The 23,639-nt window shown below is 60.7% G+C and carries 21 protein-coding genes; 10 read left to right on the top strand and 11 right to left on the bottom strand.

The window, feature by feature from the left end; translation table 11 throughout:
* Positions 1–200: 200 nt before the first annotated feature.
* Positions 201–1,124: a pirin family protein gene (locus ABID16_RS17495; RefSeq protein WP_354557763.1), complete on the bottom strand. Its 924-nt coding sequence runs from the start codon at positions 1,122–1,124 to the stop codon at positions 201–203.
* A gap of 179 nt (positions 1,125–1,303) precedes the next feature.
* Here ABID16_RS17495 and ABID16_RS17490 point away from each other — a divergent pair, with 179 nt between their 5' ends.
* From ABID16_RS17490 to ABID16_RS17475, 4 genes are all read left to right on the top strand, one after another.
* Positions 1,304–1,768, top strand: coding sequence for a MarR family winged helix-turn-helix transcriptional regulator (locus tag ABID16_RS17490; RefSeq protein WP_354557651.1), 465 nt, complete (start codon positions 1,304–1,306; stop codon positions 1,766–1,768).
* Complete coding sequence (locus tag ABID16_RS17485) at positions 1,761–2,954, top strand: HlyD family secretion protein (RefSeq protein WP_435532443.1); 1,194 nt, start codon at positions 1,761–1,763, stop codon at positions 2,952–2,954. Before ABID16_RS17490 ends, ABID16_RS17485 begins: the two co-directional genes overlap by 8 nt.
* Entirely contained in the window at positions 2,947–4,509 is a 1,563-nt protein-coding gene (locus ABID16_RS17480) for a DHA2 family efflux MFS transporter permease subunit (protein WP_354557650.1), read from the top strand. Before ABID16_RS17485 ends, ABID16_RS17480 begins: the two co-directional genes overlap by 8 nt.
* Positions 4,510–4,594: 85 nt before the next feature.
* A complete protein-coding gene (locus ABID16_RS17475) occupies positions 4,595–5,686 on the top strand; it encodes an alpha/beta hydrolase fold domain-containing protein (RefSeq protein WP_354557649.1) in 1,092 nt (363 codons plus the stop codon).
* Here ABID16_RS17475 and ABID16_RS17470 read toward each other — a convergent pair whose 3' ends face one another.
* From ABID16_RS17470 to ABID16_RS17450, 5 genes are all read right to left on the bottom strand, one after another.
* The gene (locus ABID16_RS17470) at positions 5,687–5,938 is read right to left on the bottom strand and encodes an exodeoxyribonuclease VII small subunit (RefSeq protein ID WP_354557648.1); all 252 of its coding nucleotides are present in this window, start codon (positions 5,936–5,938) and stop codon (positions 5,687–5,689) included. It abuts the gene before it with no gap.
* Between the two features lie 2 nt (positions 5,939–5,940).
* Positions 5,941–6,873, bottom strand: coding sequence for a histone deacetylase family protein (locus ABID16_RS17465; protein ID WP_354557647.1), 933 nt, complete (start codon positions 6,871–6,873; stop codon positions 5,941–5,943).
* Positions 6,874–7,103: 230 nt separating this feature from the next.
* Positions 7,104–7,667, bottom strand: a complete 564-nt coding sequence (locus tag ABID16_RS17460; RefSeq protein WP_354557646.1) for a biotin transporter BioY — start codon at positions 7,665–7,667, stop codon at positions 7,104–7,106.
* A gap of 34 nt (positions 7,668–7,701) precedes the next feature.
* Entirely contained in the window at positions 7,702–8,307 is a 606-nt protein-coding gene (locus ABID16_RS17455) for an energy-coupling factor transporter transmembrane component T family protein (RefSeq protein ID WP_354557645.1), read from the bottom strand.
* A complete protein-coding gene (locus tag ABID16_RS17450) occupies positions 8,301–8,981 on the bottom strand; it encodes an energy-coupling factor ABC transporter ATP-binding protein (RefSeq protein ID WP_354557644.1) in 681 nt (226 codons plus the stop codon). Before ABID16_RS17450 ends, ABID16_RS17455 begins: the two co-directional genes overlap by 7 nt.
* A 60-nt stretch (positions 8,982–9,041) precedes the next feature.
* Here ABID16_RS17450 and ABID16_RS17445 point away from each other — a divergent pair, with 60 nt between their 5' ends.
* Positions 9,042–9,521: a DUF1284 domain-containing protein gene (locus tag ABID16_RS17445; protein WP_354557643.1), complete on the top strand. Its 480-nt coding sequence runs from the start codon at positions 9,042–9,044 to the stop codon at positions 9,519–9,521.
* Here the strand turns inward: ABID16_RS17445 and ABID16_RS17440 are convergent.
* Entirely contained in the window at positions 9,509–10,462 is a 954-nt protein-coding gene (locus ABID16_RS17440) for a hypothetical protein (RefSeq protein WP_354557642.1), read from the bottom strand. The two genes, ABID16_RS17445 and ABID16_RS17440, sit on opposite strands and share 13 nt — an antisense overlap.
* Before the next feature lie 365 nt (positions 10,463–10,827).
* Here ABID16_RS17440 and ABID16_RS17435 point away from each other — a divergent pair, with 365 nt between their 5' ends.
* From ABID16_RS17435 to ABID16_RS17425, 3 genes are all read left to right on the top strand, one after another.
* Complete coding sequence (locus ABID16_RS17435; protein ID WP_354557641.1) at positions 10,828–12,924, top strand: NACHT domain-containing protein; 2,097 nt, start codon at positions 10,828–10,830, stop codon at positions 12,922–12,924.
* A gap of 173 nt (positions 12,925–13,097) precedes the next feature.
* A complete protein-coding gene (locus ABID16_RS17430; protein WP_354557640.1) occupies positions 13,098–14,291 on the top strand; it encodes a winged helix-turn-helix domain-containing protein in 1,194 nt (397 codons plus the stop codon).
* Between the two features lie 285 nt (positions 14,292–14,576).
* Positions 14,577–15,392, top strand: a complete 816-nt coding sequence (locus ABID16_RS17425; protein WP_354557639.1) for a gamma-glutamyl-gamma-aminobutyrate hydrolase family protein — start codon at positions 14,577–14,579, stop codon at positions 15,390–15,392.
* 64 nt (positions 15,393–15,456) lie between these two features.
* Here ABID16_RS17425 and ABID16_RS17420 read toward each other — a convergent pair whose 3' ends face one another.
* Entirely contained in the window at positions 15,457–16,242 is a 786-nt protein-coding gene (locus ABID16_RS17420) for a helix-turn-helix transcriptional regulator (protein WP_354557638.1), read from the bottom strand.
* 110 nt (positions 16,243–16,352) lie between these two features.
* On the opposite strand from ABID16_RS17420, the gene speB reads away from it, so the two are divergent.
* Positions 16,353–17,327 carry an agmatinase gene (speB, locus tag ABID16_RS17415; RefSeq protein WP_354557637.1) on the top strand — a complete coding sequence of 325 codons (975 nt, stop codon included), beginning with the start codon at positions 16,353–16,355 and terminating at the stop codon, positions 17,325–17,327.
* Positions 17,328–17,544: 217 nt separating this feature from the next.
* On the opposite strand, the gene aroC is transcribed toward speB, so the two are convergent.
* The gene (gene aroC / locus ABID16_RS17410) at positions 17,545–18,642 is read right to left on the bottom strand and encodes a chorismate synthase (RefSeq protein WP_354557636.1); all 1,098 of its coding nucleotides are present in this window, start codon (positions 18,640–18,642) and stop codon (positions 17,545–17,547) included.
* A gap of 179 nt (positions 18,643–18,821) precedes the next feature.
* On the bottom strand, positions 18,822–22,379 hold the full coding sequence (locus ABID16_RS17405) for a bifunctional diguanylate cyclase/phosphodiesterase (protein WP_354557635.1): 3,558 nt from the start codon (positions 22,377–22,379) through the stop codon (positions 18,822–18,824).
* Between the two features lie 384 nt (positions 22,380–22,763).
* On the opposite strand from ABID16_RS17405, the gene ABID16_RS17400 reads away from it, so the two are divergent.
* On the top strand, positions 22,764–23,018 hold the full coding sequence (locus tag ABID16_RS17400; protein WP_354557634.1) for a DUF1344 domain-containing protein: 255 nt from the start codon (positions 22,764–22,766) through the stop codon (positions 23,016–23,018).
* A gap of 12 nt (positions 23,019–23,030) precedes the next feature.
* On the opposite strand, the gene ABID16_RS17395 is transcribed toward ABID16_RS17400, so the two are convergent.
* Positions 23,031–23,633, bottom strand: a complete 603-nt coding sequence (locus ABID16_RS17395) for a histidine phosphatase family protein (RefSeq protein ID WP_354557633.1) — start codon at positions 23,631–23,633, stop codon at positions 23,031–23,033.
* Between the last annotated feature and the right edge of the window lie 6 nt (positions 23,634–23,639).

The raw sequence follows: 23,639 nt of genomic DNA, 5'->3' as shown, positions 1-23,639 counted from the left end.
ACTTGCGTCGCCGAGTCCTTTCCGGAACCGCATTTACAAAAACACTGGAAGCAAGTCAGGCGACAGGACTGTCGCCGCTCATGCCCGTTTCATGCCTGCTCTTCTTGCCGGTCAAGCAATCCACTGCCTATAGTCCATCGTGTTCCGCGTTGAAAGCGGCAAGACGATGACACACCACGGTCATCTCAAGATAATTCATTTCAGCCCTGCGGCAAAGGCACGAACTCTTCCTCGTCGCCGGGCACGATGTCGAAGCGGCCGGTTTTCCACTCTTCCTTCGCCTGTTCGATCCGCTCCTTCGATGATGAGACGAAATTCCACCAGATATAGCGCTGCGAATTCAGCGCATCGCCGCCGAAGAACATGACATGCGCACCGAGCGGCCCCGCTTCGAACAGGATAGCGTCTCGCGGGCTCAAGACCAGCAGCTGGTCGGCCTCGAACGTGGTTCCCGCGACCGTGACTGTGCCTGACAACACATAGGCCGCACGCTCTTCCCATTTCGGCGCCAGCGAAAAGCGCGCGCCGGGATCGAGCTTTATGTCGAGATAGAGCGTGCCGGTCGGCACCTTCACCGGCGAGACCATGCCCTCATAGGTCCCGATGACCAGCCGGCCCTGAAGCCCGGCTTGTGAAAACTCCGGCATCACCCCGGCTTCCGTATGCGCAAAGCTTGGATCGGTCTCCTCCATCTGGTCCGGCAGTGCTAGCCAGGTCTGCAGGCCGGAAATCGCCTGCGGATGGCCGCGCAGCTTCTCCGGCGAGCGCTCGGAATGCACGATGCCGCGCCCCGCCGTCATCAGGTTGATGTCGCCCGGCTGGATGACCATGTCGTTGCCGAGGCTGTCCTTGTGGGTGATCTGGCCGTCGAAGAGATAGGTTACGGTCGAAAGCCCGATATGCGGATGGGGGCGCACATCCAGCGCCGCATCTGCCTTGAGAACCGCCGGTCCCATACGGTCGAAGAAGATGAACGGCCCGACCAGCCGGCGCTTGGCCGAGGGCAGGGCGCGCCGCACTTCCAGCCCGCCGATATCGCTCGTACGCGGCACGATCAGCAGTTCGACAGCGTCGCAGGCGCTCGCATCGCCGGGTTCTGGATCCTGTCCGGGAAAGAATGACATGAGGTTTCCTTTCGTCATGGGGCTGTCCCGCAAACTATCCCGTCCGGCAACGAGCGCAACCGCAAAGGCACAGCCGTATTTGATTTTTGTAAGGCAACCTTCTTACCCTCTTGCGAAAGGGCAAGGAAAATTATATATGCAGCCTTATTATAAGTAAGCTTATGTTTTCAGGCTCTGCGATGCCGAAGGAAGATCAGACAATCGGGATTTTGCTGCATGACGTTGCGCGGCTGATGCGCAGGCGTTTCGAGCAGCGCGCGCGTCCTGTGGGGCTGACCCGGTCGCAGTGGCATACCCTGCTTCTGCTCTCCAAGAACGAAGGGGTTCACCAGAAGGCACTTGCAGAAATGCAGGAGGTCGAGCCGATCACACTGATGCGGCTGATCGACAAGCTGGAGGAACGCGGCCTCGTTGAGCGCCGCAAGCACGAGACCGACCGGCGGATCTGGATGCTTTACATCACGCAGACCGCGCGCAGTCTTCTGGAGGGCGCGCGGGAATTTGGGAACGAAACCCGCGCAGAAGCACTTGAAGGCATTTCGGATGCCGACCGGGTGCGGCTGTTTGAAATGCTTGAAACCATGAAATCGAACCTTGTTGAAGGCTGCCGGCAGGCAGCGGAAGTTGAGAAGAGACATGTCTGAGCCAGTGAAGATCCGCCAGGGTGAAGATGCAGGCGCTGCCAAGATGGAACGCCCGGCCAATACCTCCGAAGCCAAGAGCACAGTCATCCCGCCGGAAACCCCGGTGTCGGCGCCGGCCAAGGGCAAGCGCTCGCGCGTGCGCGGCCTTCTCTTCGCGGCACTCCCCATCGCTCTCGTTGTCGGCGGCTATTACTATGTGACCGGCGGCCAGCTTGTTTCGGTCGACAACGCCTATGTTCAGGCCCGTATTGCCGGCGTCTCCACCGATGTCGCCGGCACGGTCAAGGCGATCCAGATTCATGACAACGAGAAGGTGACGGCCGGGCAGGTTCTCTACAAGCTCGACCCCGCGAGCTATCAGATCGCGCTCGACAGCGCCAAGGCCAAGGTCGATGCCGCCCGCAACGATCTCCTGACGCTGAAGGCGACCTACGCCCAGGATCAGGCACAGATCACGCAGGCGCAGGCCGACATCCCCTTCTATGAAGACGCCTATGCCCGTGCACAGAAGCTCGTCTCGTCCGCCACCGCCTCAAAGGCGACGCTGGACCAGGCAAGCCACGATCTCGAATCCGCCAAGCAGAAGGTTGATGTGGCCAGGGCCGAGGCTGCCGCAACGCTGGCCAAGCTGAACGGCAATCTGAACCTTCCGCTCGAACAGTTCCCGGAATACATGCAGGCGCAGGCCGCCGTCGACGATGCCCAGCGACAGCTTGACCACACGGTCGTCAAGGCGCCCTTCGACGGCATTGCCACCAATGTGAACGCCATCCAGATCGGTAGCTATCTGCAGCCGGCCCAGACGGCCTTCTCGCTGGTCTCGACGCAGGACATGTGGATCGAAGCCAACCCCAAGGAAACCGAACTCACCTATGTGAAGCCCGGCCAGCCGGTGACGGTCACGGTCGACGCCTATCCGGGTGTTTCCTGGAAGGGCGAGGTCGCAAGCGTCAGCCCGGCTTCGGCCTCGAGCTTCTCGCTACTGCCTGCGCAGAATTCCTCGGGCAATTGGGTGAAGGTCGTGCAGCGCATTCCGCTTCGCGTCGCAGTTCATGCTGAAGACGGCAAGCCGCAACTTCGCGCCGGCATGAGCACGGAAGTCGATATCGACACCAACCATGCCCGCGGCCTGCCGCAATTCGTCGAAAACCTGCTGGGACGGAACACGGCCTACGCCCATGAGTAACGCGGCAACATCATCGACAGGGTTCACGCCCGTTGCCAATCGCGGCGCCATCGCTGCCTGCGTGATCCTTGCGGTGATCATGCAGGCGCTGGACACCACGATCGCAAACGTCGCTCTGCCCTATATCCAGGGCAGTGTCGCAGCCAGCGCCGACCAGATCAACTGGGTGCTGACATCCTATATCGTCGCCGCCGCCATCATGACGCCGCCGTCCGGCTTTCTCGCCGCCAAGTTCGGCCGCAAGCGCATGCTCACCATCAGCATCGTCGGCTTCGTCGTCGCCTCCGTTCTGTGCGGCCTTGCCCAGTCGATCACCCAGATCGTAGGCTTCCGGCTCTTGCAGGGCTTCTTCGGTGCGGCTCTCGTGCCACTGTCGCAGAGCATTCTGCTCGACATCTATTCCGCTGAAGAGCGCGGTCGTGCCATGGCCATGTTCGGCGTGTCCGTCATGGTCGGGCCTATCCTCGGCCCCGTCATCGGCGGCTGGCTGACGGAGAATATCAGCTGGCGCTGGGTGTTCTATATCAACGTCCCGATCGGCATCATGGCCGTCATGGGCATCGCGACCTTCGTCAAGGAAACCGAGATCAACGCCAAGGCCAAGCTTGACTGGTTCGGCTTCGGCATGCTGTCCCTTGCCATCGGCGCGCTGCAATTGATGCTCGATCGCGGCTCGCAGCTCGACTGGTTCTCCTCGGGCGAGATCGTCGTCGAGACGATCATTGCCGCCGGCGCCTTCTATCTTCTCATCGTGCATATGTTCACGTCGGAGAATTCCTTCGTCAATCCGCGCCTGTTCCTAGATCGGAACTTTGCGGTCAGCATGCTGTTCATCTTCGTTGTCGGCGTGGTGCTGCTGGCATCGCTGGCGTTGCTGACGCCCTATCTGCAGACGCTGATGGGCTATCCGGTCATCACCGCCGGTCTCGTCATGGGTCCGCGCGGCATCGGCACCATGCTCTGCATGATGTTCGTCGGCCGGGTTATCGGCAAGATCGATACCCGCATCCTGCTCTTCGCCGGCCTCGCAGTCACGGCTTTCGCCATGTATGTCATGACCGGCTGGACACCCGATATCTCGCAATGGGAAATCGTCTGGGTCGGCTTCCTTCAGGGAGCAGGTCTGGGTTTGCTCTTCGTGCCGCTGACGACGGTGGCCTTCGCAACGCTGTCCCCGGAACTGCGCGGCGACGGCACGGGCCTTTACAACCTCTCGCGCAATATCGGCTCAAGCGTCGGCATAGCGGTGGTTTCGGCGTTGCTGACCTCGAACATTCAGGTCAATCACGCGGAGATCGGGGCAGCGCTGACCCCGTTCAACCATGCGCTTCAGGCGCTGGCCCATGCCGGGCTCAATCCGAATACGGCGAGCGGTCTTTCGACCCTCGACGGCCTCGTCACCCTGCAATCGATCATCATCGCCTATGCGGATGATTTCAAATTGCTGATGCTGATGTCGATCGTCGTCATGCCGCTGCTTCTCCTGCTGCAGCCGCCCAAGCGCGCGGCCTCCGCAGCGGATCGCGAAGAGGCGATGGAAGTCGTGATGGAATAATCAATCGTCCCTGGCATGAGGCTGCCGCCTAGGCTGGTCCGCGTCTGCCAGGGAGACTGCATTGCGTTCGGCAGGGAATCCCATCATGTTCCCGTTCAGGAGCCAATGGGGGCGCCTTGAGTTCGCCCTGTCGGAGGGCGGAAGGACGTGTTCGATCATGGCGAAATCCCGATTTGCTGTTCGTGTGGCGCTAACGACCTTGGTTGTCTTGACGTTGAGCGCTCCCGTTTTCGCTGCAGGGAGGCTCGCGCTGATGTCCGCCTGCCGGCAGGACTATCGCAAATTGTGCAGTGACGTCCCCATGGGAGGAGGGCGCGTTGCTGCCTGTCTGAACGATCACCGCAACGAACTTTCGCCCGCCTGCCGCGACGCCGTTTCGGGCGGGGAGACGACTGCCGGGCGCGCGGTTGCGGAGCCGACTGCTGCGCGTCGGGATATCGCTTACGGACCGGATGCTGCACAAAGGCTGGACGTCTATACTCCGGCTGGAGCGGCGAAGGCACCGGTGATTGTCATGATGCACGGCGGCGCCTGGGCTCTCGGTTCGAAAACGTCGCACAGCATCGTCGATGCCAAAGTGGCGCATTGGCTGCCGCGCGGCTATGTCTTTGTCTCGGTTGAGACACGGCTCCTTCCGGCCGCAAACCCCGTCGAGCAGGCGCGCGACCTTGCAGCCGCCGTCGCCTATGTCCAGAAACATGCGGCGGAATGGGGTGGCGACGGCGCACGGGTGGTTCTGATGGGGCATTCCGCCGGCGCGCATCTGGCGGCGCTTCTGGCAGCCGACCCCTCGCTCGGCGCCAAATCTGGCCTTCGTGCAGTCCTCGGCACGGTCGCACTCGACAGCGCGGCCTACGACGTCACGCAGATCATGAATGCCCGGCACTTGGGTCTCTACGACCGCGCATTCGGCAGCGATCCCGCCTTCTGGCGCACCGCGTCGCCCAGCCAGCAGGTGCGCGGAAAGCCCGCGCCCGCACTCCTCGTCTGCTCTTCACGGCGCCGCGATTCCTGCGATCAGGCGGAGGGCTTTGCCGCCACCCTGAAGCGGGCAGGCGGACGTGCGACTGTTCTGCCGCAAAACCTGTCGCACATGGACATCAATGCGCAACTGGGCAAGGACGGCGCCTATACAGCGGCCGTCGACAAATTCCTGGCGTCCCTCGGGCTGCCCTGATCAGCTGTCCAGCGGCTCGACGCCCTGCGGCTTGCCGGCGCGGTCGAGACGGATCTTCTCGATGCGGGCTTCTGCGGCCGAGAGCAGCGTCTCGCAATGCTTCTTCAGCGCTTCGCCGCGCTCGTAGATGGCGATCGACTGGTCGAGCGCCACATCGCCGCGCTCCAGCCGCGACACGATGCTTTCCAGCTCGGCCACGGCCTGTTCGAAAGAGAGGCCCTTGATGTCGGCCGGTTTTGCGGTGTCCGTCATGGTCATCCTTTCATGAGCCTGTAGATATGCGCGCCGGCCGATTCGGCCAGCCCCTGAAGGTCATAGCCGCCTTCGAGGATGCTGACGAGACGGTTGGAGGCAAAGTCCCCCGCCATATCCATGAGTTTGCCCGTCGCCCAGTCGAAATCATCCGCCACAAGATTGATCTGCGCCAGCGGATCGCGGTGATGGGCGTCGAAGCCGGCGGAGATGATGATGAGGTCCGGCGAGAAATTGCGGATCGCCGGCAGCACGCGATCCTTGAACGCCTCGCGAAAATCGTCCGATCCGGTATTGGGCGACAGCGGAGCATTGACGATATTGCCGACCCCCGTCTCATCCTTGCGGCCGGTGCCGGGATAAAGCGGCATCTGGTGTGTCGAGCAGTAGAGCACTGAACGGTCGGCCTCGAAGATATCCTGCGTGCCGTTGCCGTGATGCACGTCCCAGTCGATGATGGCGATTCGCTCCAGCCCGTGCTTCTGTTGCGCGTGGCGGGCGGCAATCGCCGCATTGTTGAAGAAACAGAAGCCCATGGCGCGCATCCGCTCGGCATGGTGTCCCGGCGGGCGCGAGGCGACGAAGGCGTTGTCATGGGCACCGGAGATCACGTCGTCCACGGCGGCCATGGCCCCGCCCACCCCGGTCAAGGCGGCCTGCAGGCTCTTCACGCCCGCATAGGTGTCGCTCTCGAGCTGGTTGATCTCACCCTCGTCCTCCGGCATGGCGCGCATGACGGCAAAGAGATGCTCTTCCGGATGCGCCAGCAGAACCGCATCCTCATTGGCCTGCGGGGCCTCCTTGCGGTCGAGGGTGGCAAAATTCGGATGGCTCAGCGCCTCGTTCAGCGCCCTCAGCCGATCCGGCCTCTCCGGATGACCTTCCGGCACCTCATGCTCCAGAAAGATCGAATGCTCGTAAAGCCGTGTCGTCATGGTGGAACCTGTGTGCGTCGGAGGGGTCGTCTCCTCTCCCCTTGTGGGAGAGGAAGCGATTTCAACATCTTAGCTTTAGCTAAGTGTTAGAAATCGCAGGTGAGGGGTTCGATTTTGTGGCACTTGCGGAAAATACCCCTCACCAAGCTCGCCCACGCCAATCGGCTACGCCTCTTGGGGCGAGCTATCCTCTCCCACAAGGGGAGAGGAGGGGCCATGAACACCTCGTCTCAAGCCCGCGACGGCAGCATCGGATAGCCGGCGAGCACGGCGCGCGCGGCGAGCGTTGCAAGCACGGCCTTGATCAGGTCGCCCGGAACGAAGGCGAGGTTGCCGATGAGAGCCTTGCCGACCGGCGTGCCGGTGGAGAAGCAGAGCCACGCGATGCCGAAGGCATAGACCACGACGATGCCGCCGACGATGCTGGCGAGGAAGAAGCCGACATACTGGCGGATTTCCGGCTGGCCGTCGCGGACCAAGCGCTCGGCAACAAGGCCGGTGACGAAGGCGCCGAAGATCCAGCCGATAATATAGCCGCCCGTCGGGCCAATGATCTTCTGCAAGCCGCCAGCGCCGCCGGCCAGAACCGGCAGGCCGATGGCCACCATCAGTACGACGAGAACATAGGCTGCAGCACCCCGCTTCGCCCCGATGATCGTTCCGGCCAGCATGACGCCCATCGACTGCGCCGTGATTGGCACAGGAATGAAGGCCAGCGTGATCGGCGGCAGGAAGCCGAGCGCAACGATGATGGCGGCGAAAAGCGCCACGAGCACGATATCCTTGGTGGTCATGATTGTCTCTCCTTGATGAGGGCGCGCCAAACGCTCAGCGGCCCCTTATACCCCTGGCGTCGATGGCGTCTGCAATCGCATCCGCATCCTTCAACGCCAGAATGATCAATGGCCCGATGGCTCGCACCGGACGGAACGCGATGCCGCGCGCCGCATGCGCCTCTCTCAGCGCCTCATAGTGTCCGAAGATATCCGGCAGGAAGCGAAGCACAAGCCCCAAAGCGAGGCTGACGTCTGCCGCCCGCACGATCCCCAGCTTTTCGGCCGGCCGCAGCGCCCAGGTGATCGTCTCCATGAAATCCGCAATCCGTGTCGTCGCGGTGACCGCAGCGGCGAGGAACACGACCGCCAGCAGCCTGAAAGTCGAGACAAGAGCCTCCGGCCAGCTCAGCACATAGGCGTTGAACAGTGCCAGAATGGCGATGGCGAAGAGCACCGGTTTCAGCCGGTAAACCGCCTCGCGAACCGTCATCGGCAGGCTGAAATAGATCGCCCCGGCGATAACCATCGCCACCGCCTGAACCGCCATAAGCTCGGTGAAATAGAGCGCCAGACCCAAGACGAGGATCAACGCCAGCTTCGCGCCCGGCCGCTGCCGATGCAGAAACGTGTCGCCCTCGACATAGAGGCTCGTCAACATCCGGCAATCTCCCGGTAATACGCAATCGCCGCCGCAGGCAACCCGTCGAAGACGATGCGCCCCTCATGAAACACCAGCACCCGGTCGAAATCCTCGACCAGCGGCAGATCGTGGCTGATGACGATGGCGTTTTCGGAAAGCGCATGGATCGCCTCGACCACGCGGGCGCGGTTTTTCAGGTCCAGCTGGTTGACCGGCTCGTCGAAGATGAGAATATCCGGCCCCGTGGCCGACACGCTGGCAATGGCCGCCAGCTGCAATTCGCCACCGGACAGTTCATGCACCCGGCGCTGCCCCAGCGCCTCGATGCCGAAGCGGGCAAGGGCGGCTTGCGCCCGCGCCTCGGCCTCCGCCGGCGCGACGCCATGCGCCTTCAGCCCGAACACGATATCTTCCATGACCTGCGGCATGATGAGCTGCTGCGCCGGGTTCTGGAAGATGAAGCCGGCAACGGTCAGCACCGCCCTGGCATCCTTGACCGTATCGAGCCCGTTGACAGTCACTGTCCCCGACGTCGGCTTGACGAGCCCGTCGATCAGCTTGGCGAAGGTCGTCTTGCCCGAGCCGTTCAGCCCGATTATGCCGATGCGACGCTCCGACAACGTGAGCGAAAACGGGTGAAGCGCGATATGCGTCTTGAATTTCACCGAACAATCGGAAAAACGGATGTCCAACGCGCTACAGTCCCAAAAAGAGTGACCCCGATGCAGCGTCTATAGCCAAGGATGGACCGTTTGCAAACAGAACCATGTTGCAATGCAGTGGAGGAGCAGCAGCCCGTGCGCCTGCGCGGCCACCATTTCCTCTGCCTCCTGACCTACAAAGGCCTCGGCTACACCCCCGCTTTCGTCGAAAACATGACGGCGGTCGCCACCCGCATCAACGCCGGCGCCAAAGTCATCCTCCACCCCGGCCCTGACGACATCTGCGCAGCCCTCACCCCCGCCGACCGCGCCGCCTGCAACCACGATTGCGCCAAGCCGGAGACGGCAGCGCTCGACGAACTGGCCGAAAAGGCGACCGTCGCGGTGCTGGGGCATGGCTTGGCGGAAGCCTTCACGCTCGACGCGGAGAAGGTGGCGCAACTGCGCGCCGCCTTCCTCACCGGCGAAAGCCGCACCGCCTGCGGCCTCTGCCGGTGGCGGGCGGTGTGCGACGAGATTGCGGCGAGCAATTACGCGCAAACCTTGCTCATCGGCTTTCACGCCGCCTGAGTTCCGCCTGCGCCGAAGGCCCGATCCTTCAACTCGCGGAACTTGGAGGACGCAGACGCCAGCCGTGCGTCCCATTCCGGATTGGGCCGCTGGCCTTCGATCGCTTTGAGATAGACCTGCATCAGCGCCGTGATCGCGAAAGGTTCCAGCACCGCGGCCTTGAAGGCCCAGGCGAAGATGATGGCGAGCACGATGCCCCAGCCGGAAAGCGCGCCCGGAAACAGATAGGCAATCGCACCCGCAGGCGCCAGCATCAGAATAAAGACCGCAATCGCCAGCACCCAGAGGAAGACCGAGAGCCAGATGGCGTTCTTCACCATCGTCTTGCCGTTCTGCGCATAGAGCACGAGGCCCTGCCGCGATGTCTCCCAGGGGTTCTGGCTGTCGATGCGCATGTTGTAGCCGAGAATGATTTCGTCGACATAGGTGAGCGAGAGCCGGATGACCGTGTTGATAAACCGCGCGATCCCTTCCAGCCCGAGGATCGGAATGAGCCACGCCACCCCGCCGATGATCCCCGTCAGCGCCCGGATCACGCCCTTGATCAGCTGGTCGAGCACGAAGAGCACGTTCATCTCGGCAAAACGCGCCTTCACCGTGTCGGTCGCATGCGCAATCTGGCTCTTGCCCTCCGGCATCGGCTTGCCGTCCAGCATCTCAACGATCACCGCGATATGCCCGGCCTTGATCGTGTAGAGAATATATTCCCGCACCCAGTAGACGCCCGCCGAGACGATCCCGAAGCCGATGATCCCGCCCCAGACCGAATAGCCGGTCGGATCGGCACTGATATGCCCGATCCCATACCCCAGCCCCGCGCCGCCGCCGGTGCCGACGATATAGGCCAGCGTAATCCCGAAATAGACCGCCATGCGCAAAAGAATGAACGGCATCGTCCGCGCCATGATGCCCATCGTCCTGCCAATATCAAAATCCCACATCGCCCCGCCCTCCGGATTGGATGGATCATAATCGGTTTTGCCTATGACGGGCAGGGGGTGGGTTTTGTTCGGGGGGGCGTTTTCCCTTGATTACATATAAAACCCTGCGACTTTCAAACTCGTTGATCTTCAACCAAATAGAGCAATAGTTGCCTGCTAACAAAGGTTGGGTCGCGTCTTACGGGGCGCAGACTCGGTTGAGACATTTTGGTTTTTTCTGATATGAAACTAAAACGTGCATCTCGAACGAGGGGGAATTCGTGCTCGATTGGTCCAAGCTAGAAGACGATGTGAGAACCATAGCCAGCGCGCACTGGAACGCGCCATGCCAGCCCCGAACCATCAATGGCGTTAGATGTGACGGAGTGATCGAAGTGAAGAGCGATCACTGGATAGCAATCGAGATATCGAAATCCGATACTTTGGAGAAACTAAGAACAGATCTTGCAAAATTTGCAGCGTTCCGTTTGGCTCAAATGGTCGATGGAATATATACAGAATGCCTGTTTATTACGGCAGGAGATACTAATTCTCTGAAGGAAACCGGAAGAGCTAATAAAGTTGATGTAATGTCGGTGAACGAGTTCGCTGGAAAATTTATTGGTAAAGACGAATATGTGTATATCCGTAATAGCCAAAAATTTGGAAGTGCTGTTGATCCAGATACCGGAGGGAAAGACAATGCAGCGTTTGCTGAGGTTGGGTACATTCTGAGTAACACCGGAAGCGCTGTCGATATTACGAACGTCGCCGATAAGGTCGCCAATCGGAAAAAAGCTATTCTTATCGGTGAGTTCGGAAGCGGGAAATCCAGATGCGTACAAGAGGTGTTCCTGGCGCTTAGTAAAGCCGATGACATGTTTCCAACGGTAGCGATCAACCTCCGCGAGTGTTGGGGCTTGCAGAGCTTTGACTTAATCATTCGAAGTCATCTTGAAAGTCTTGGATTGTCTAAGATGGCTGACAATCTCATCAAGCTGGCCTTGGCTGGAAAGGTGCGCTTTTTGCTGGATGGTTTCGATGAGATTGGTTCACAGTCATGGACGGGAGAAATCGAGCGGTTGAAAGATCTGCGACGTCGCAGCCTAAAGGGTGTGTTCGATCTAATTGCAAAGTGTGGAACCGGAGGAGTGCTTATTACCGGACGGGAGCACTATTTCTCTTCCAACGATGAGATGCTTGATTGCTTGGGGCTAGAGGCGGGGCAAGTCGAAATTATCGAATGCCGTGATGAATTTTCGGAAGCCGAGTTGCAACACTATCTCACATCAAATTCTATTATGGTTGATGTTCCTTCTTGGATGCCTCGCAAGCCGTTAATATGTCAGCTATTCTCAAAGCTACCTTCATCGGAATTGAATTCAATATCTGATGACGCTGTCGATGAAGTCGATTTTTTTGAGAAATTCTTAGATGCTATATGCCTCCGAGAAAGGAGAATTCATCCATCAATAGATGACAAGGTTCTGAAGGCTGTATTGTTAAACCTGGCAGATAAGTCGCGTGAAAAATTATCTTTACCGGAGCAAATTACGCCAGAGGATATAAATAGATCTTTCTTTGAAGTTTCCGGTCTCACCCCACTCGATGAATCCGCGATTATGCTCCAGCGGTTACCTTATTTAGGAAGAACCGGGACTGATAACGCAAATCGCATATTTATCGACGATTACGCAAAAAGTGGTCTGCGAGGATTGTCACTTTGTGAACATATCTACGTCTCTGACAAAAGGATTTCATCCACCCCTTGGAAAGGCGCGCTCGGAGAATTCGGCTCACGTGTTGTATGTAGTCGCGTCAGCAATTGGAATGACGCCTATAAATATGGTGCGTACTGCGCCAAGTACGGTAATTCTCAAGTCGCAGCCGATATTGTGACATCACGGCTGGCTGGCGATGATGCAACGATTAGTTTTCTGGGCGTCCGAGTGGAGAATGCTCACTTTGATGTATTGGACTTCTCCGGAAGTGAAATAATAAATTTGAACATAGAAAGCTGCTCTGTCGATGAAATTAAGATAACTGAAGCAGAATTCAAAAAGTGCTCCTTCCGAGATGTGATTGGAGACAGGGTATTGGGCGTAGGGTCACATGCTAGACTGCCTGATTGTTTTCAGAAATGCGACTTTTCGGCTTATGATCAGGCCGACAATGCCGCAAGGATCAGTGAACTTCCTTTAACGAATGCGCAAAAGACAATCTTATCTCTGATAAAGAAGCTGTTTTTTCAGCGGGGGCGCGGGCGTAAGGAGGAAGGGTTACTAAGAGGAGCGGAGGACTACTGGGAGAGGAAGACTGCGGCATCTTTCCTAAGCTACGCTCTAACCAACGGAATCGTGATTGAGGCCAAGGGGAATGAAGGCAAAATTTTTGTCCCGCAGCGTCGACACACGCGCAGGATGGCCAACATCATGGAGCGCATGGGCAGTTGCGGTGATGTGATTTGGACACTAGCTGGCTAGCTTATCCTTCGTGACATCAAGCTAGCCACGAAGTGCGCTATGGCTTGGCAAGGGAAGCGTAGTAACGTTTTTACCTACTGTGGGCCTCATGTGTTCGGTCAACATGAGCACATTCATGGGTGCGTTAACAAATTGGAGATTGAACAAATCAGGAACATATGCCTCAATGACCCATGCCGACTCATCTCCCCAACCCGCTCGCCCGCCGCATCTTCCTCGCTCGCCAGGGCCTCTCCGCCCATCCCGGTCGCGCGCTCGACCGCGAGGGGATTTATCAGCTTATCCACGATCTCGGCTTCGTGCAGGTGGACAGCATTGCGACCGTCGTGCGCGCCCATGAGCAGATCGTCTTTTCGCGCAACCAGACCTTTGATCGCGAGCATCTGCGCCAGCTGATCGAGGAGGATCGGCGGTTGTTTGAGCATTGGACGCATGATGCCTCGATCCTGCCGGTGGCGTTCTTTCCCTATTGGAAGCATCGCTTTGCCCGCAAGGAAGCCTCGATGCGCGAGCGCTGGGCGAAATGGCATGGGGAGGGGTTCGACAGCGCCTTTGAGGAGACGATGGCGCGCATTCGCGAGGGCGGCGAATTGCTGGCGCGGGAGGTCAAGGCGGAGGATCACAAGTCCGGTGGCTGGTGGGAATGGCACCCTTCCAAGACCGCGCTTGAATTCTACTGGCACACCGGCAAGCTTGCGATTGCGCGGCGCGAGAATTTCCAGAAGGTCTATGACCTGACGGAGCGGGTGATCCCGGCCCATGCGCTTGAGCCCGAAGTGAGCCACGAGGCCTTTGTCGACTGGGCCTGCCGCGCAGCGCTGACAAGGCTCGGCTTTGCCACCCATGGCGAGATCGCCGCCTTCTTCGCCCTCGTCTCGCCGGAGGAGGCGAAGACCTGGGTGACGGCGCATCGCGACGAACTGGAGCCGGTGGAGATCGCCGCAATAGATGGCGGCAAGCCGCGCGCCGCCTTCGCCTTCCGGGGCCTTTCCACCCACCCGGACGACTGGCCCGAGCCGCCCTCGCGGGTGCGGGTGCTCAGCCCCTTCGATCCGCTGCTGCGCGACCGCGACCGCGCCGAACGGCTTTTCGGCTTCCGCTACCGCATCGAGATCTTCGTGCCCGAGCCGAAGCGCGAATATGGCTATTATGTCTTCCCGCTCTTGGAAGGCGACCGCCTGATCGGCCGCATCGACATGAAGGCGGACCGGAAGACGGGCGCGCTCAATGTCCGCAAGCTCTGGTGGGAGAGGAGTGTCCGCGCCTCATCCGGGCGCATGGACAAGCTGATGGCCGAGCTTGCCCGCGTCGCCCGCTTTGCCGGTGTGGAGGAGGTCGTGCTGGCAGACGATTGGCTGGCTCGGTGAGGGGTTCCCTCTTCTCCCCCTGGGGAGAAGGTGGCGCGAAGCGCCGGATGAGGGGTTCCCCCGCCTGACGTGAAAGATCCCCTCATCTGTCCTTCGGACATCTTCTCCCCAAGGGGAGAAGAGGGGGCGCCGTTCCCAACCGCTTCTGTGAACGCTGCATTGACCGTTTGTAATGCTTTTCGGGTGGTTCTTATGTTGCAATGCGGTCAAAACTGTTCCTACATAACAATTGTATGAACAGGCCGCCCGCCGTCCCGGATCGCGCGGCTGCATTGCGAGTTTCCCATGTCCCGCCCCGTGATTGGCATTATCGGCAATACCTATTCCATCGAAAACCGCTTCCCCGTGCAGGTCGTCGGCGACCGCAACATGGCGGCGGTGACGGATGTCATGGGTGGGTTGCCGCTGATGTTTGCGGCGCATCCGGCGATCACCGATATCGAGGCGCTGCTGGAGGTCGTGGATGGCGTGCTTCTCACGGGCGCGCGGGCCAATGTGCATCCCCGTCATTTCGGCATGGAGCCTAACCCCAAACACGAGCCTTACGACGAGGAGCGCGATTCGATTGCGCTGCCGCTGATCGACGCCTGCGTGGCGCGCGGCGTGCCGGTCTTCGGCATCTGCCGAGGCTTTCAGGAAATGGCGGTCGCCGGCGGCGCGACGCTGCATCCGGAAATCCGCGAGCTTCCCGGCCGCATCAACCATCGCATGCCGCGGCTGGAAACCGGCGAGGTCCATCCCGATCCGGCGGTGGTCTTTGCCGATCGCCACGGCGTGGACCTGACCCCCGGCGGCGTCTTCGCGGGCATTTTCGGCAGCGACAAGATCCGCGTGAATTCGCTGCATGGTCAGGGCATTCTCGATCTTGGAGACAGGATCATCGTCGAGGGCCTGGCCGATGACGGCACCGTGGAGGCGATCCGCATGCGCGATGCGAAGGACTTTGCGCTGGGTGTGCAATGGCATGCCGAATTCGATCCGCAGACCAATCCGATCAATCGCGCGCTCTTCGAAGCCTTCGGCGATGCAGCCCGCGCCTACCGGGCCGCGCGCCTTAGCTGCGGCGTGAGTGAGCGGGTCAAGGGCACAGCCGCGCGCTGATCGTGTTTCCTGCTTTGCGCATGTCGCTGTCGCAAAGCCGCGCCACGCTTTTGCGTAACCGGCTTTAGACCGCTTCCCCGGCCAGATGCCGGGCCGCGAGCGAGAACAACTCGGCCTGCGAGGAAATCGAAAGCTTCGCATAGGCATGCCGCCGATGCACCTTCACCGTGCCTTCCGAAATCCCCGTTGCCTGCGCGATCGCCCGTGTCGAGCGCCCGTTGAGGATCATGTAGACGATATCGCGTTCGCGCGGCGAAAGCCGGCCAGCGGCAAAGCTCGCCAGCCGCTCGTCGATGCCGGACCTCTTCGCCGCTGCGTCGCCGTCCCAATGCTTCAGGCTCGCGGCGGCAAACAGCGGAAAGGCCGAAGCAAGCCGCGTCGCGTCCTGCCTGCTGAAGCGCTCCGCCTGCAGACCGCGCGCCAGCGACAGCACCAGCCATTCGTCGGGCCTGCCTGTCGCAACGAACAGCCCGAGTTCGTCCGTCATCTTGATGCGGCGAAAGAAGGTCCGGTAGTATTCCGAGCGCACGAACCCGTCCGGGGCCAGATCGAAGAGCAGGTGCACGCCCGGCCTGATGCCGTTGCGCATGGCGATGTGGAACGGGTCGAGCAGATAGGGCCCGCTCTCATAGAAGCGCGTATTGACCAGCGCCTGGCTCTCATCAAGATCGTGATAGACCGTCTCCGGCTGCGCGCTGCCGCGATAGAAGGTCGTCATCAGCGTGTCGAATGGCGCGAGATGCCTCAGCGCCGCTGTCAGCGCCACGGGAAAGTCTTCGGTGCCGATGGCGGCAACGCAGCGCGCGGCCAGCGGCGACCAGGTGGAAAGTAGCGTCAGATCCTCAGTCATGATCCCCATATACCACCAAAGGCGTATGCCTTTAACGGATTTTTCAGGGCAGGTGGAACGTGTTTGATATGCGCCGACATTCCAGGCCACCCCGACGCAAAGGATCACCCATGAGCGCCCCCATCGAAGTCATGCCGAAGATCGGCGATCTCGCCTTCACCCGTGACAGCCACTATGGCTCGATCATGGAAAATGCCTTTGCCGGCGCGCTCTCCTTCATGCGCCGGCGCTACACGCGCGACCTGACGGGCGTCGATGTCGCCGTCATGGGCGTGCCGCTCGATCTCACCACCTCCGGCCGCCCCGGCACCCGCCTTGGCCCCCGCGCCATCCGCGCTGCCTCCTCGCATCTCGCCTGGTCGCGCCCCTGGCCGTATGAGAGTGATGTGTTCGAAGACCTCGCGGTGGTCGATTACGGTGATTGCCTCTTCGATCCCGGCCGGCCGATGGAGATCCCCAAGGCGATCCGCGAGGCAGCCGCAGACGTGCTGGCGACCGACACCGCGCTGCTGACGCTCGGCGGCGACCATTTCATCACCTGGCCGCTGCTGCAGGCCCATGCGGCCAAGCACGGTCCGCTTTCGATCATCCAGTTCGACGCGCATACGGACACCTGGGCGGATGAGGGCGAGCGGCTGGATCACGGCACGATGCTCTGGCACGCCATCCACGAAGGCCTCGTCGTGCCCTCGCGCTCGGCCCAGATCGGCATCCGCTCGCACAATGACGACCCGATGGGCGTCAACATCTTCAACGCCATCGAGGTTCACAAGCAGGGGCCGGAGGCGATTGCTGAAAAGGTTCGCACCATCGTCGGCGACAACCCGGTCTACGTCACCTTCGACATCGACTGCCTCGACCCGTCGGCCGCACCCGGCACCGGCACCCCGGTCGTCGGCGGGCTGACGAGCTATCAGGCGCAGGAAATCATCCGCGGCCTTGCCGGGCTGAACGTCGTCGGCATGGATGTGGTGGAAGTCTCGCCGCCGTTCGATCACGCGGAGATCACGGCGCTGGCCGGCGCGACGATTGCCAACGATCTGCTGGCGCTGCATGCGGCGGGGAAGAAGGCAAGGGCGCGTTAAGCGTCAGCGCTCGGATAAATGCCCCTACCCAACCCTCCCCACAAGGGGGAGGGAGAGCGAGCGTCGAGACTGCCGCTTCAATACCTTGCGTTGGACATAGCCAACATGGGTGCGCTGAATGGGGTCGTCATCAGCGCTCCATCCGTCTCCCCCCTTGTGGGGGAGATGGCGGCAGCCAGAGGGGGAAGCCGCAAGCGCTGGCCTCAATGGAAAATCCTTACCGCACTTTCCCGTTCTGCCCGCGATCCCGCAGGAAGTGATCCGCGATCGTGCAGGCCACCATGGCCTCGCCGATCGGCACCGCGCGGATACCGACGCAGGGGTCGTGGCGGCCCTTGGTGCGGACGGAGACATTGTTGCCGTCCTTGTCGATCGAAAGCCGCTCGGTCAGGATCGACGAGGTCGGCTTGACGGCAAAGCGGGCAATGACCGGCTGGCCGGTCGAAATGCCGCCGAGAATGCCGCCGGCGTGGTTCGACAGGAAGATCGGCGTGCCGTCATTGCCCATGCGCATCTCGTCGGCATTTTCCTCGCCGGTGATTTCGGCAGCACCGAAGCCGTTGCCGATTTCGACACCCTTCACGGCATTGATCGACATGAGGTTCGAGGCGATGTCCTGATCGAGCTTGGCATAGATCGGCGCGCCGAGCCCTGCCGGCACGCCTTCCGCCACGACCTCGATGACAGCGCCGACGGAAGACCCCGCCTTGCGGATGCCGTCGAGATACTCTTCCCAGACCGGCACGATGGCGGCATCCGGAGCAAAGAACGGGTTCTGGTCGACCTGTTCCCAATCCCAGTTGTCGCGGTTGATCTTGATCTTGCCGATCTGCACGAGAGCTGCGCGCACGATCACGCCGGGCACGACCTTGCGGGCGAGTGCGCCAGCCGCCACGCGTGCCGCTGTCTCGCGGGCAGACGAGCGCCCGCCGCCGCGATAGTCGCGAATGCCGTATTTGATGTCATAGGCATAGTCGGCATGGCCGGGGCGATAGCGCGTGGCGATCTCGCCATAGTCCTTGGAGCGCTGGTCGGTATTCTCGATCAGCATGGAGATCGGTGTTCCCGTCGTCACCAGCGTCTCGCCATCATCCTCGGGCAACACGCCGGAGAGCACCTTCACAAGGTCCTCCTCGCGACGCTGTGTCACGAAACGCGACTGGCCGGGCTTGCGCTTGTCCATGAAGGCCTGGATCTCGGCGAGCGTGAAGCGGATGCCGGGCGGGCAGCCGTCGATCACGCAGCCCAGCGCCGGCCCGTGGCTTTCGCCCCAGGTCGTGACCCGGAAAAGATGTCCGAACGTGTTGTGCGACATGAGGAGCCTGCTTGAGTGATAATGAGAATTTGCGCCTCTCTTAGAGCAATTCCAGCGAAAGTGGAAACCGGTTTCGCGTCCGGAATTGCGGAAAAGAACGAGATAGGGCGTTTCAGCGTTTCTGTGAAACGGTGAAATGCTCTAAACGCCAAGCTCGAAAAGAAAAGCGGCAAGGCGTGTCAGATCGCGGTCGCCAGGGACGGTGTTTCGCGCATGGCCTTCCAGGGGGCGGATGACGCAAAGTCGACGAGATCGGTGGCAGGCATCGGCTTTGCAAAAGCATAGCCCTGCAGGGTCCAGCAGCCCATCTCCTCCAGCCGCACCGCATGCGTCATGCTCTCCACACCCTCCGCCACGGTTTCGATCTCCAGCGATGTGCCGATATCGATGATCGACCGGACCAGCGAGAATTCGCGCGACGAGGTCAGCATCGGCTGGACGAGCTGCCGGTCGATCTTCAGGCGCTTCGGTTCCAGCTTGAGCAGGCTGACGATGGAGGTGTGACCGGTGCCGAAATCGTCGATCTCGATGTCGATGCCCAGGCTCTTCAGCCGGCGGATATTGCGCGTGATGATGTCGTCCGTGTCATCGAGATAGATCGACTCGACCAGCTCGAAGGCGATCTGGCCCGGAGTGATGGCAAGTTCCCTCAGCGACTTCAGAAGCTGGTCATCGCGAAGCCGCCGAGCCGAAACGTTGACTGAAATCTTCGGCACGACGAGGCCTCTGGCGACCCAGCCGAGGCGGTCGGCGAGCGCCTGTTCCAGCACATGCCCGTCAATCGTCGCCAGCGCGTTGATCTCTTCCGCGGTGTTGAGGAAATGATCCGGTGTAAGAATGCCGCGTTCGGGATGGTCCCAGCGAACCAGCGCTTCCACGCCGGTGAGACGGTGGGTCCTGGCGCAGAACTGCGGCTGGTACCAGGCCACGAATTCCCGGTTTTCAAGGCCGCGCAGGATCTCGTCAGCGAGCGTCTTGCTGCGCTTGATTTCCGCCTGCAGGTTCGATGTAAAGAATTCAAACCGGTTTCTGCCATGCGCCTTGGCGCGATAGAGCGCGATATCGGCATTGACGAGAAGCTGTCTGACGGAGCTGCGTCGCGTCTGCTCGCGAGCGATCCCGATCGATACGCCGAAACGGCACTCGTGACCCTGATAATCCAGCGGAACGTTCATGCTCTCGATGATCCCGCCGGCGAGAGCTGCGATTTCGCGATGCGTGGCATTGTTCTGCAGGAGAACGACGAATTCATCGCCGCCGATCCGTGCGACGAGGTCACCCGGCGCCGTGTTGCGGCGCAGGACGTCGGCCGCATGCACCAGCATCGCATCGCCGGCTGAGTGACCGAGCGTATCGTTGATCTGCTTGAAGCGGTCGAGGTCGATATGGAGCAGGGTGACGCGTTTGAGGGGATCTGATGGCTCTCCCGAAAGACGCTCCAGCACATCATCGAGCGCACGCCGGTTTTGCAGGCCCGTCAATGGATCGTGCGTGGCGTTGTGCTGCAGCATGGCGTGCATCGCCTCAAGCTCGGCACGCCTGGCTTCCGCATCGTTCTTGGCGGCCAGCAGGGCTTCGCTCTTCTGGATTTCATCCGAGATGTCGAGCGCAATGCCGATGAACTTCAGCATGCCATCGGCCGTCCGGTGGGTTTGCCCCATGGCCCGAAGGTGTCTGACCGTGCCGTTCTCGGTCACGATGCGATAACTGCAGGAGTAATGCTTGCCCATCTCGACCGTTTCGGCAATCGTTGCCTCGACACGGGCGAGATCATCGGGGTGGACGTGTTTGACGAAGATGCTGTCATCGACCTGGCCGTCGACATACGGAATGCCGAAATATTCGTGCATGCGGCGGTCCCAGACCGCCGTGCCGGTGCCGATATTCGCCTCCCAGATCCCGCAGCCATAGGCCTGGATCGCCAGCTGGAAGCGCTGCGTCAGATCCTGCAGGTCCGACTCCCGCGTCGACAGGCGTGAGAGGGCGGCCTCAAGCTCGCGGTTTTTCTCTTCCGCCTCCCGCTTGGCATCCTCAAGCGCCTGCTGCAGTTCGATGTCTTCGGTCGCGTCGACCGCAAGACCGATCATTTTCCTGTCTTCGCCGGGCTGTGCATGAACGGTGCCGACGACCCGCAGGTGGCGGATGGTGTCCGGGGTTGGCATGATCCGGTATGTCGCAGAATAATGGCCTCCCCGCGCGAAGGCCTCCATGCGTCCGGCAAGGGCGCGGTCCCGATCTTCCGGATGAACGTGGGAGAGCCATATTTCACGGTTTGTCTTGCCGTCAGTCACCGGCACGTTGTAAAATTCGTGCATGCGCGCGTCCCAATAGTGCGTCTGCGTGTCGAGATTGCTCTCCCACACACCGCATCCGTATGCCTGGGTTGCGAGATTGAGACGCTCCGAAACGGCCCTCAGATTGCGCTCGTTGGCTGACAGACGAGAAAGCGCGATTTCCAGTTCTGCATTTTTCCTTTCGGTTTCCTGTTTTGCGGCGGAAAGCCTCTCCGCCAGGATCGTGTCTTCGGTCACGTCAATTGCAATGCCGAAGAGGCGTCGCAGGCCATCCTGGCCGAATTGCATGTGGGCCACATATCGAATGTAACGTGTCGCCCCGTCGGGACGAACGATCCTCACGGTCAGCGAGAGACCGCTGCCGTCGGCAATGACCTCTCGAAGGGCCTGCTTGGCCCGGTCAACGTCGTCCGGATGGACAATGCTCAACCAGTTTTTCCGATGAGCCCATTCGGGCATGCCGCTGACACCGTGCAGGTCCAGCATTCGCTCGTCCCAATGCGTGTCGTCGACGCTGAGGGATGATTCCCAGACGCCGCATTTGTAACTGTCGAGAGCCAGATCCAATCTCTTTGTCAGCCGGAGCAGCAGGGCTTCCCGTCTGGCAAGCGCCGACTGGTTCCGCGCGTTGAGCTTGATGAGCCTGATGCTGCGGAAGAATGGGATGAGGACGACGATGCCGATGCCGAAAAAGAGGCTGCGCGGCACCCATACCTCTCGCGGTGAGCGGTTCCAGCCGCTGGCGGGCACTGCGGCAAATTCCCACGTGTCAGAAACGACGTTTGCCGACGTCTTCACCGCATGCGCTTTCGGGGAGAACAGGCTATCGACGGTCGAGGCGTCAAAAAAAGGCTCCAGCGAGTTGCTTGCCCGACCGGCGAGCCGCACAGCCAGACGATGGCTGTCGTCGGTCAGCGTGAGTCCGGTTTTCCTGAAGAACCTCGATGCGTCGATATAGCCAGTCACGGTTCCCCAATGAACCATGGCGCCGTTTCGGTTAGCAAGGACAGGAACCCTGATCTCGAGAGCATGGGCACCTGAACTCATGCGAACGAGTGGGCCGAACCCGGCCCCGCCGGGGGTCTGCAGCATCGCGGTCAACGGCTCTTGCTGCACGGCCTGCATCTGGAGACCGGCCGGCTCGGGAACGACATCTCCCCGGCCATGGGTCAAGGCACGTCCGGCAGCGTCGCTGGTGGCGATGTAGAGAAGGTCCGGATTATTCTCCAGGATCGGGGTGGCAAGCCTTTCGAACGAGCCGGGGTCGAGATCCGGAGTTTCGGACAGCTGTTTCTGAATGGCCGCAACAGAGGCGATTTCAAATCGCACCCGGTTCTGGAATGTTTCCACCTGTGCGCCAACAGCTGCCGCCGTGTCCAGCCGCAGACTGGCACGGTGCGCAGCCTCGTAATCGCGATCGAGGAAATAAGCGGCCAACGACAATGATGCCGCCGCAACAAAAACTTGCGCATAAATCAGCCAGGCACTGCCAAGCTTCTGGTTCGCCATCTGGTGCAAGGTCGTCGCGGTCCCGTCTGCAACATCTTAGATTAAGGTATCTTTGAAGAAACGATTATTATTGGTCGGACGTTAAGAAGCCCTTGCATTTTGAGGTTGTGCGGGCCTGTCTGCCCGCAGACGCGACGGTCGACGTGCATAAATTCCGCCACAATCGCCACGCACTAAACACTCGCGATATCAATCGGCATGCCTGAAATCCGGGGATAACGTCGGCCTCCGGGGCTGGCCCCCGATAGATAAGACCGATTGCGCGCTGTAAGAGTTTTCGACGCCCGGCCTTGCTCACGAACCCGGAAAGAGCCTTCGATGAAAAGAACCGCCATTGCCCTGTCTCTTGCCATGCTGCTTCTGCCGACATTCGCTCTGGCAGAGAGCGACGACACGTCTGGCGAGATCACTGCGATCGACAAGGACAAGGGCTCGATCACGCTCAGCGACGGCAAGACCTACATGACGCCATCCGAATTCAATTTCGACGGCCTGAAGCCGGGCGTGAAGGTGGTCATCTATTATTCGACGAACGATGGCAAGCGCGTGATCGACGATCTGCAGACGCAGTGAGGCTAAGCTTGCTCAGGCCGCAATCCAGGTCAGGGTGCCGGTATCGAGCTTCAATATGCTGTCCTGCCGGATGTCGGTCTCCGAGGCCTCGATCGCTCCGCTGGCTGCGCAGAGCTTGATGATCGACCGCATCACGCCGCCATGGGTAACGCAAACGGTCGGCTCACTCACGGATTGAAGCCATCCCGAAACGCGCCATGACAGGATTTCGTAGCTCTCGGCGCGTTCGCCAGGCGGCACGAAATTCCACTTGTCCGCCTCGCGGCGATGCATGGCTTCCGGAAAAAGCACCTTGAGTTCGGCCAGTGTGTGGCCTTCCCAGTCGCCGAAGGAGAGTTCGATCAGCGCGTCGTTGGTTCCATAGCTGGTCGGCTCCAGCCCCATGGAAGTGCGAACCAGCTCCATCGTCTGCCGCGTCCGGGTCATCGGGCTGGACACGAAGGCAAAGTCGCTGACGCGGTCGCCGATCAGCTTTTGCAACAGGATACCGTTTCGGCTTGCCTGCCCGCGTCCAATGTCGTTCAGCGGGATGTCGTGCTGGCCCTGGAAACGGCCCTCGGCGTTCCAGTCCGTCTGTCCGTGGCGGATCAGGTAGATCGGAACGTCGGGAACCATGGGCGC

The sequence above is a fragment of the Limnomicrobium aquaticum genome (assembly GCF_040545545.1).
GTDB lineage: Bacteria > Pseudomonadota > Alphaproteobacteria > Rhizobiales > Rhizobiaceae > Ensifer_A > Ensifer_A aquaticum.
The sequence above is the reverse complement of the archived record's forward strand: the minus strand, read 5'-3'. Positions and strand labels throughout refer to the sequence as shown.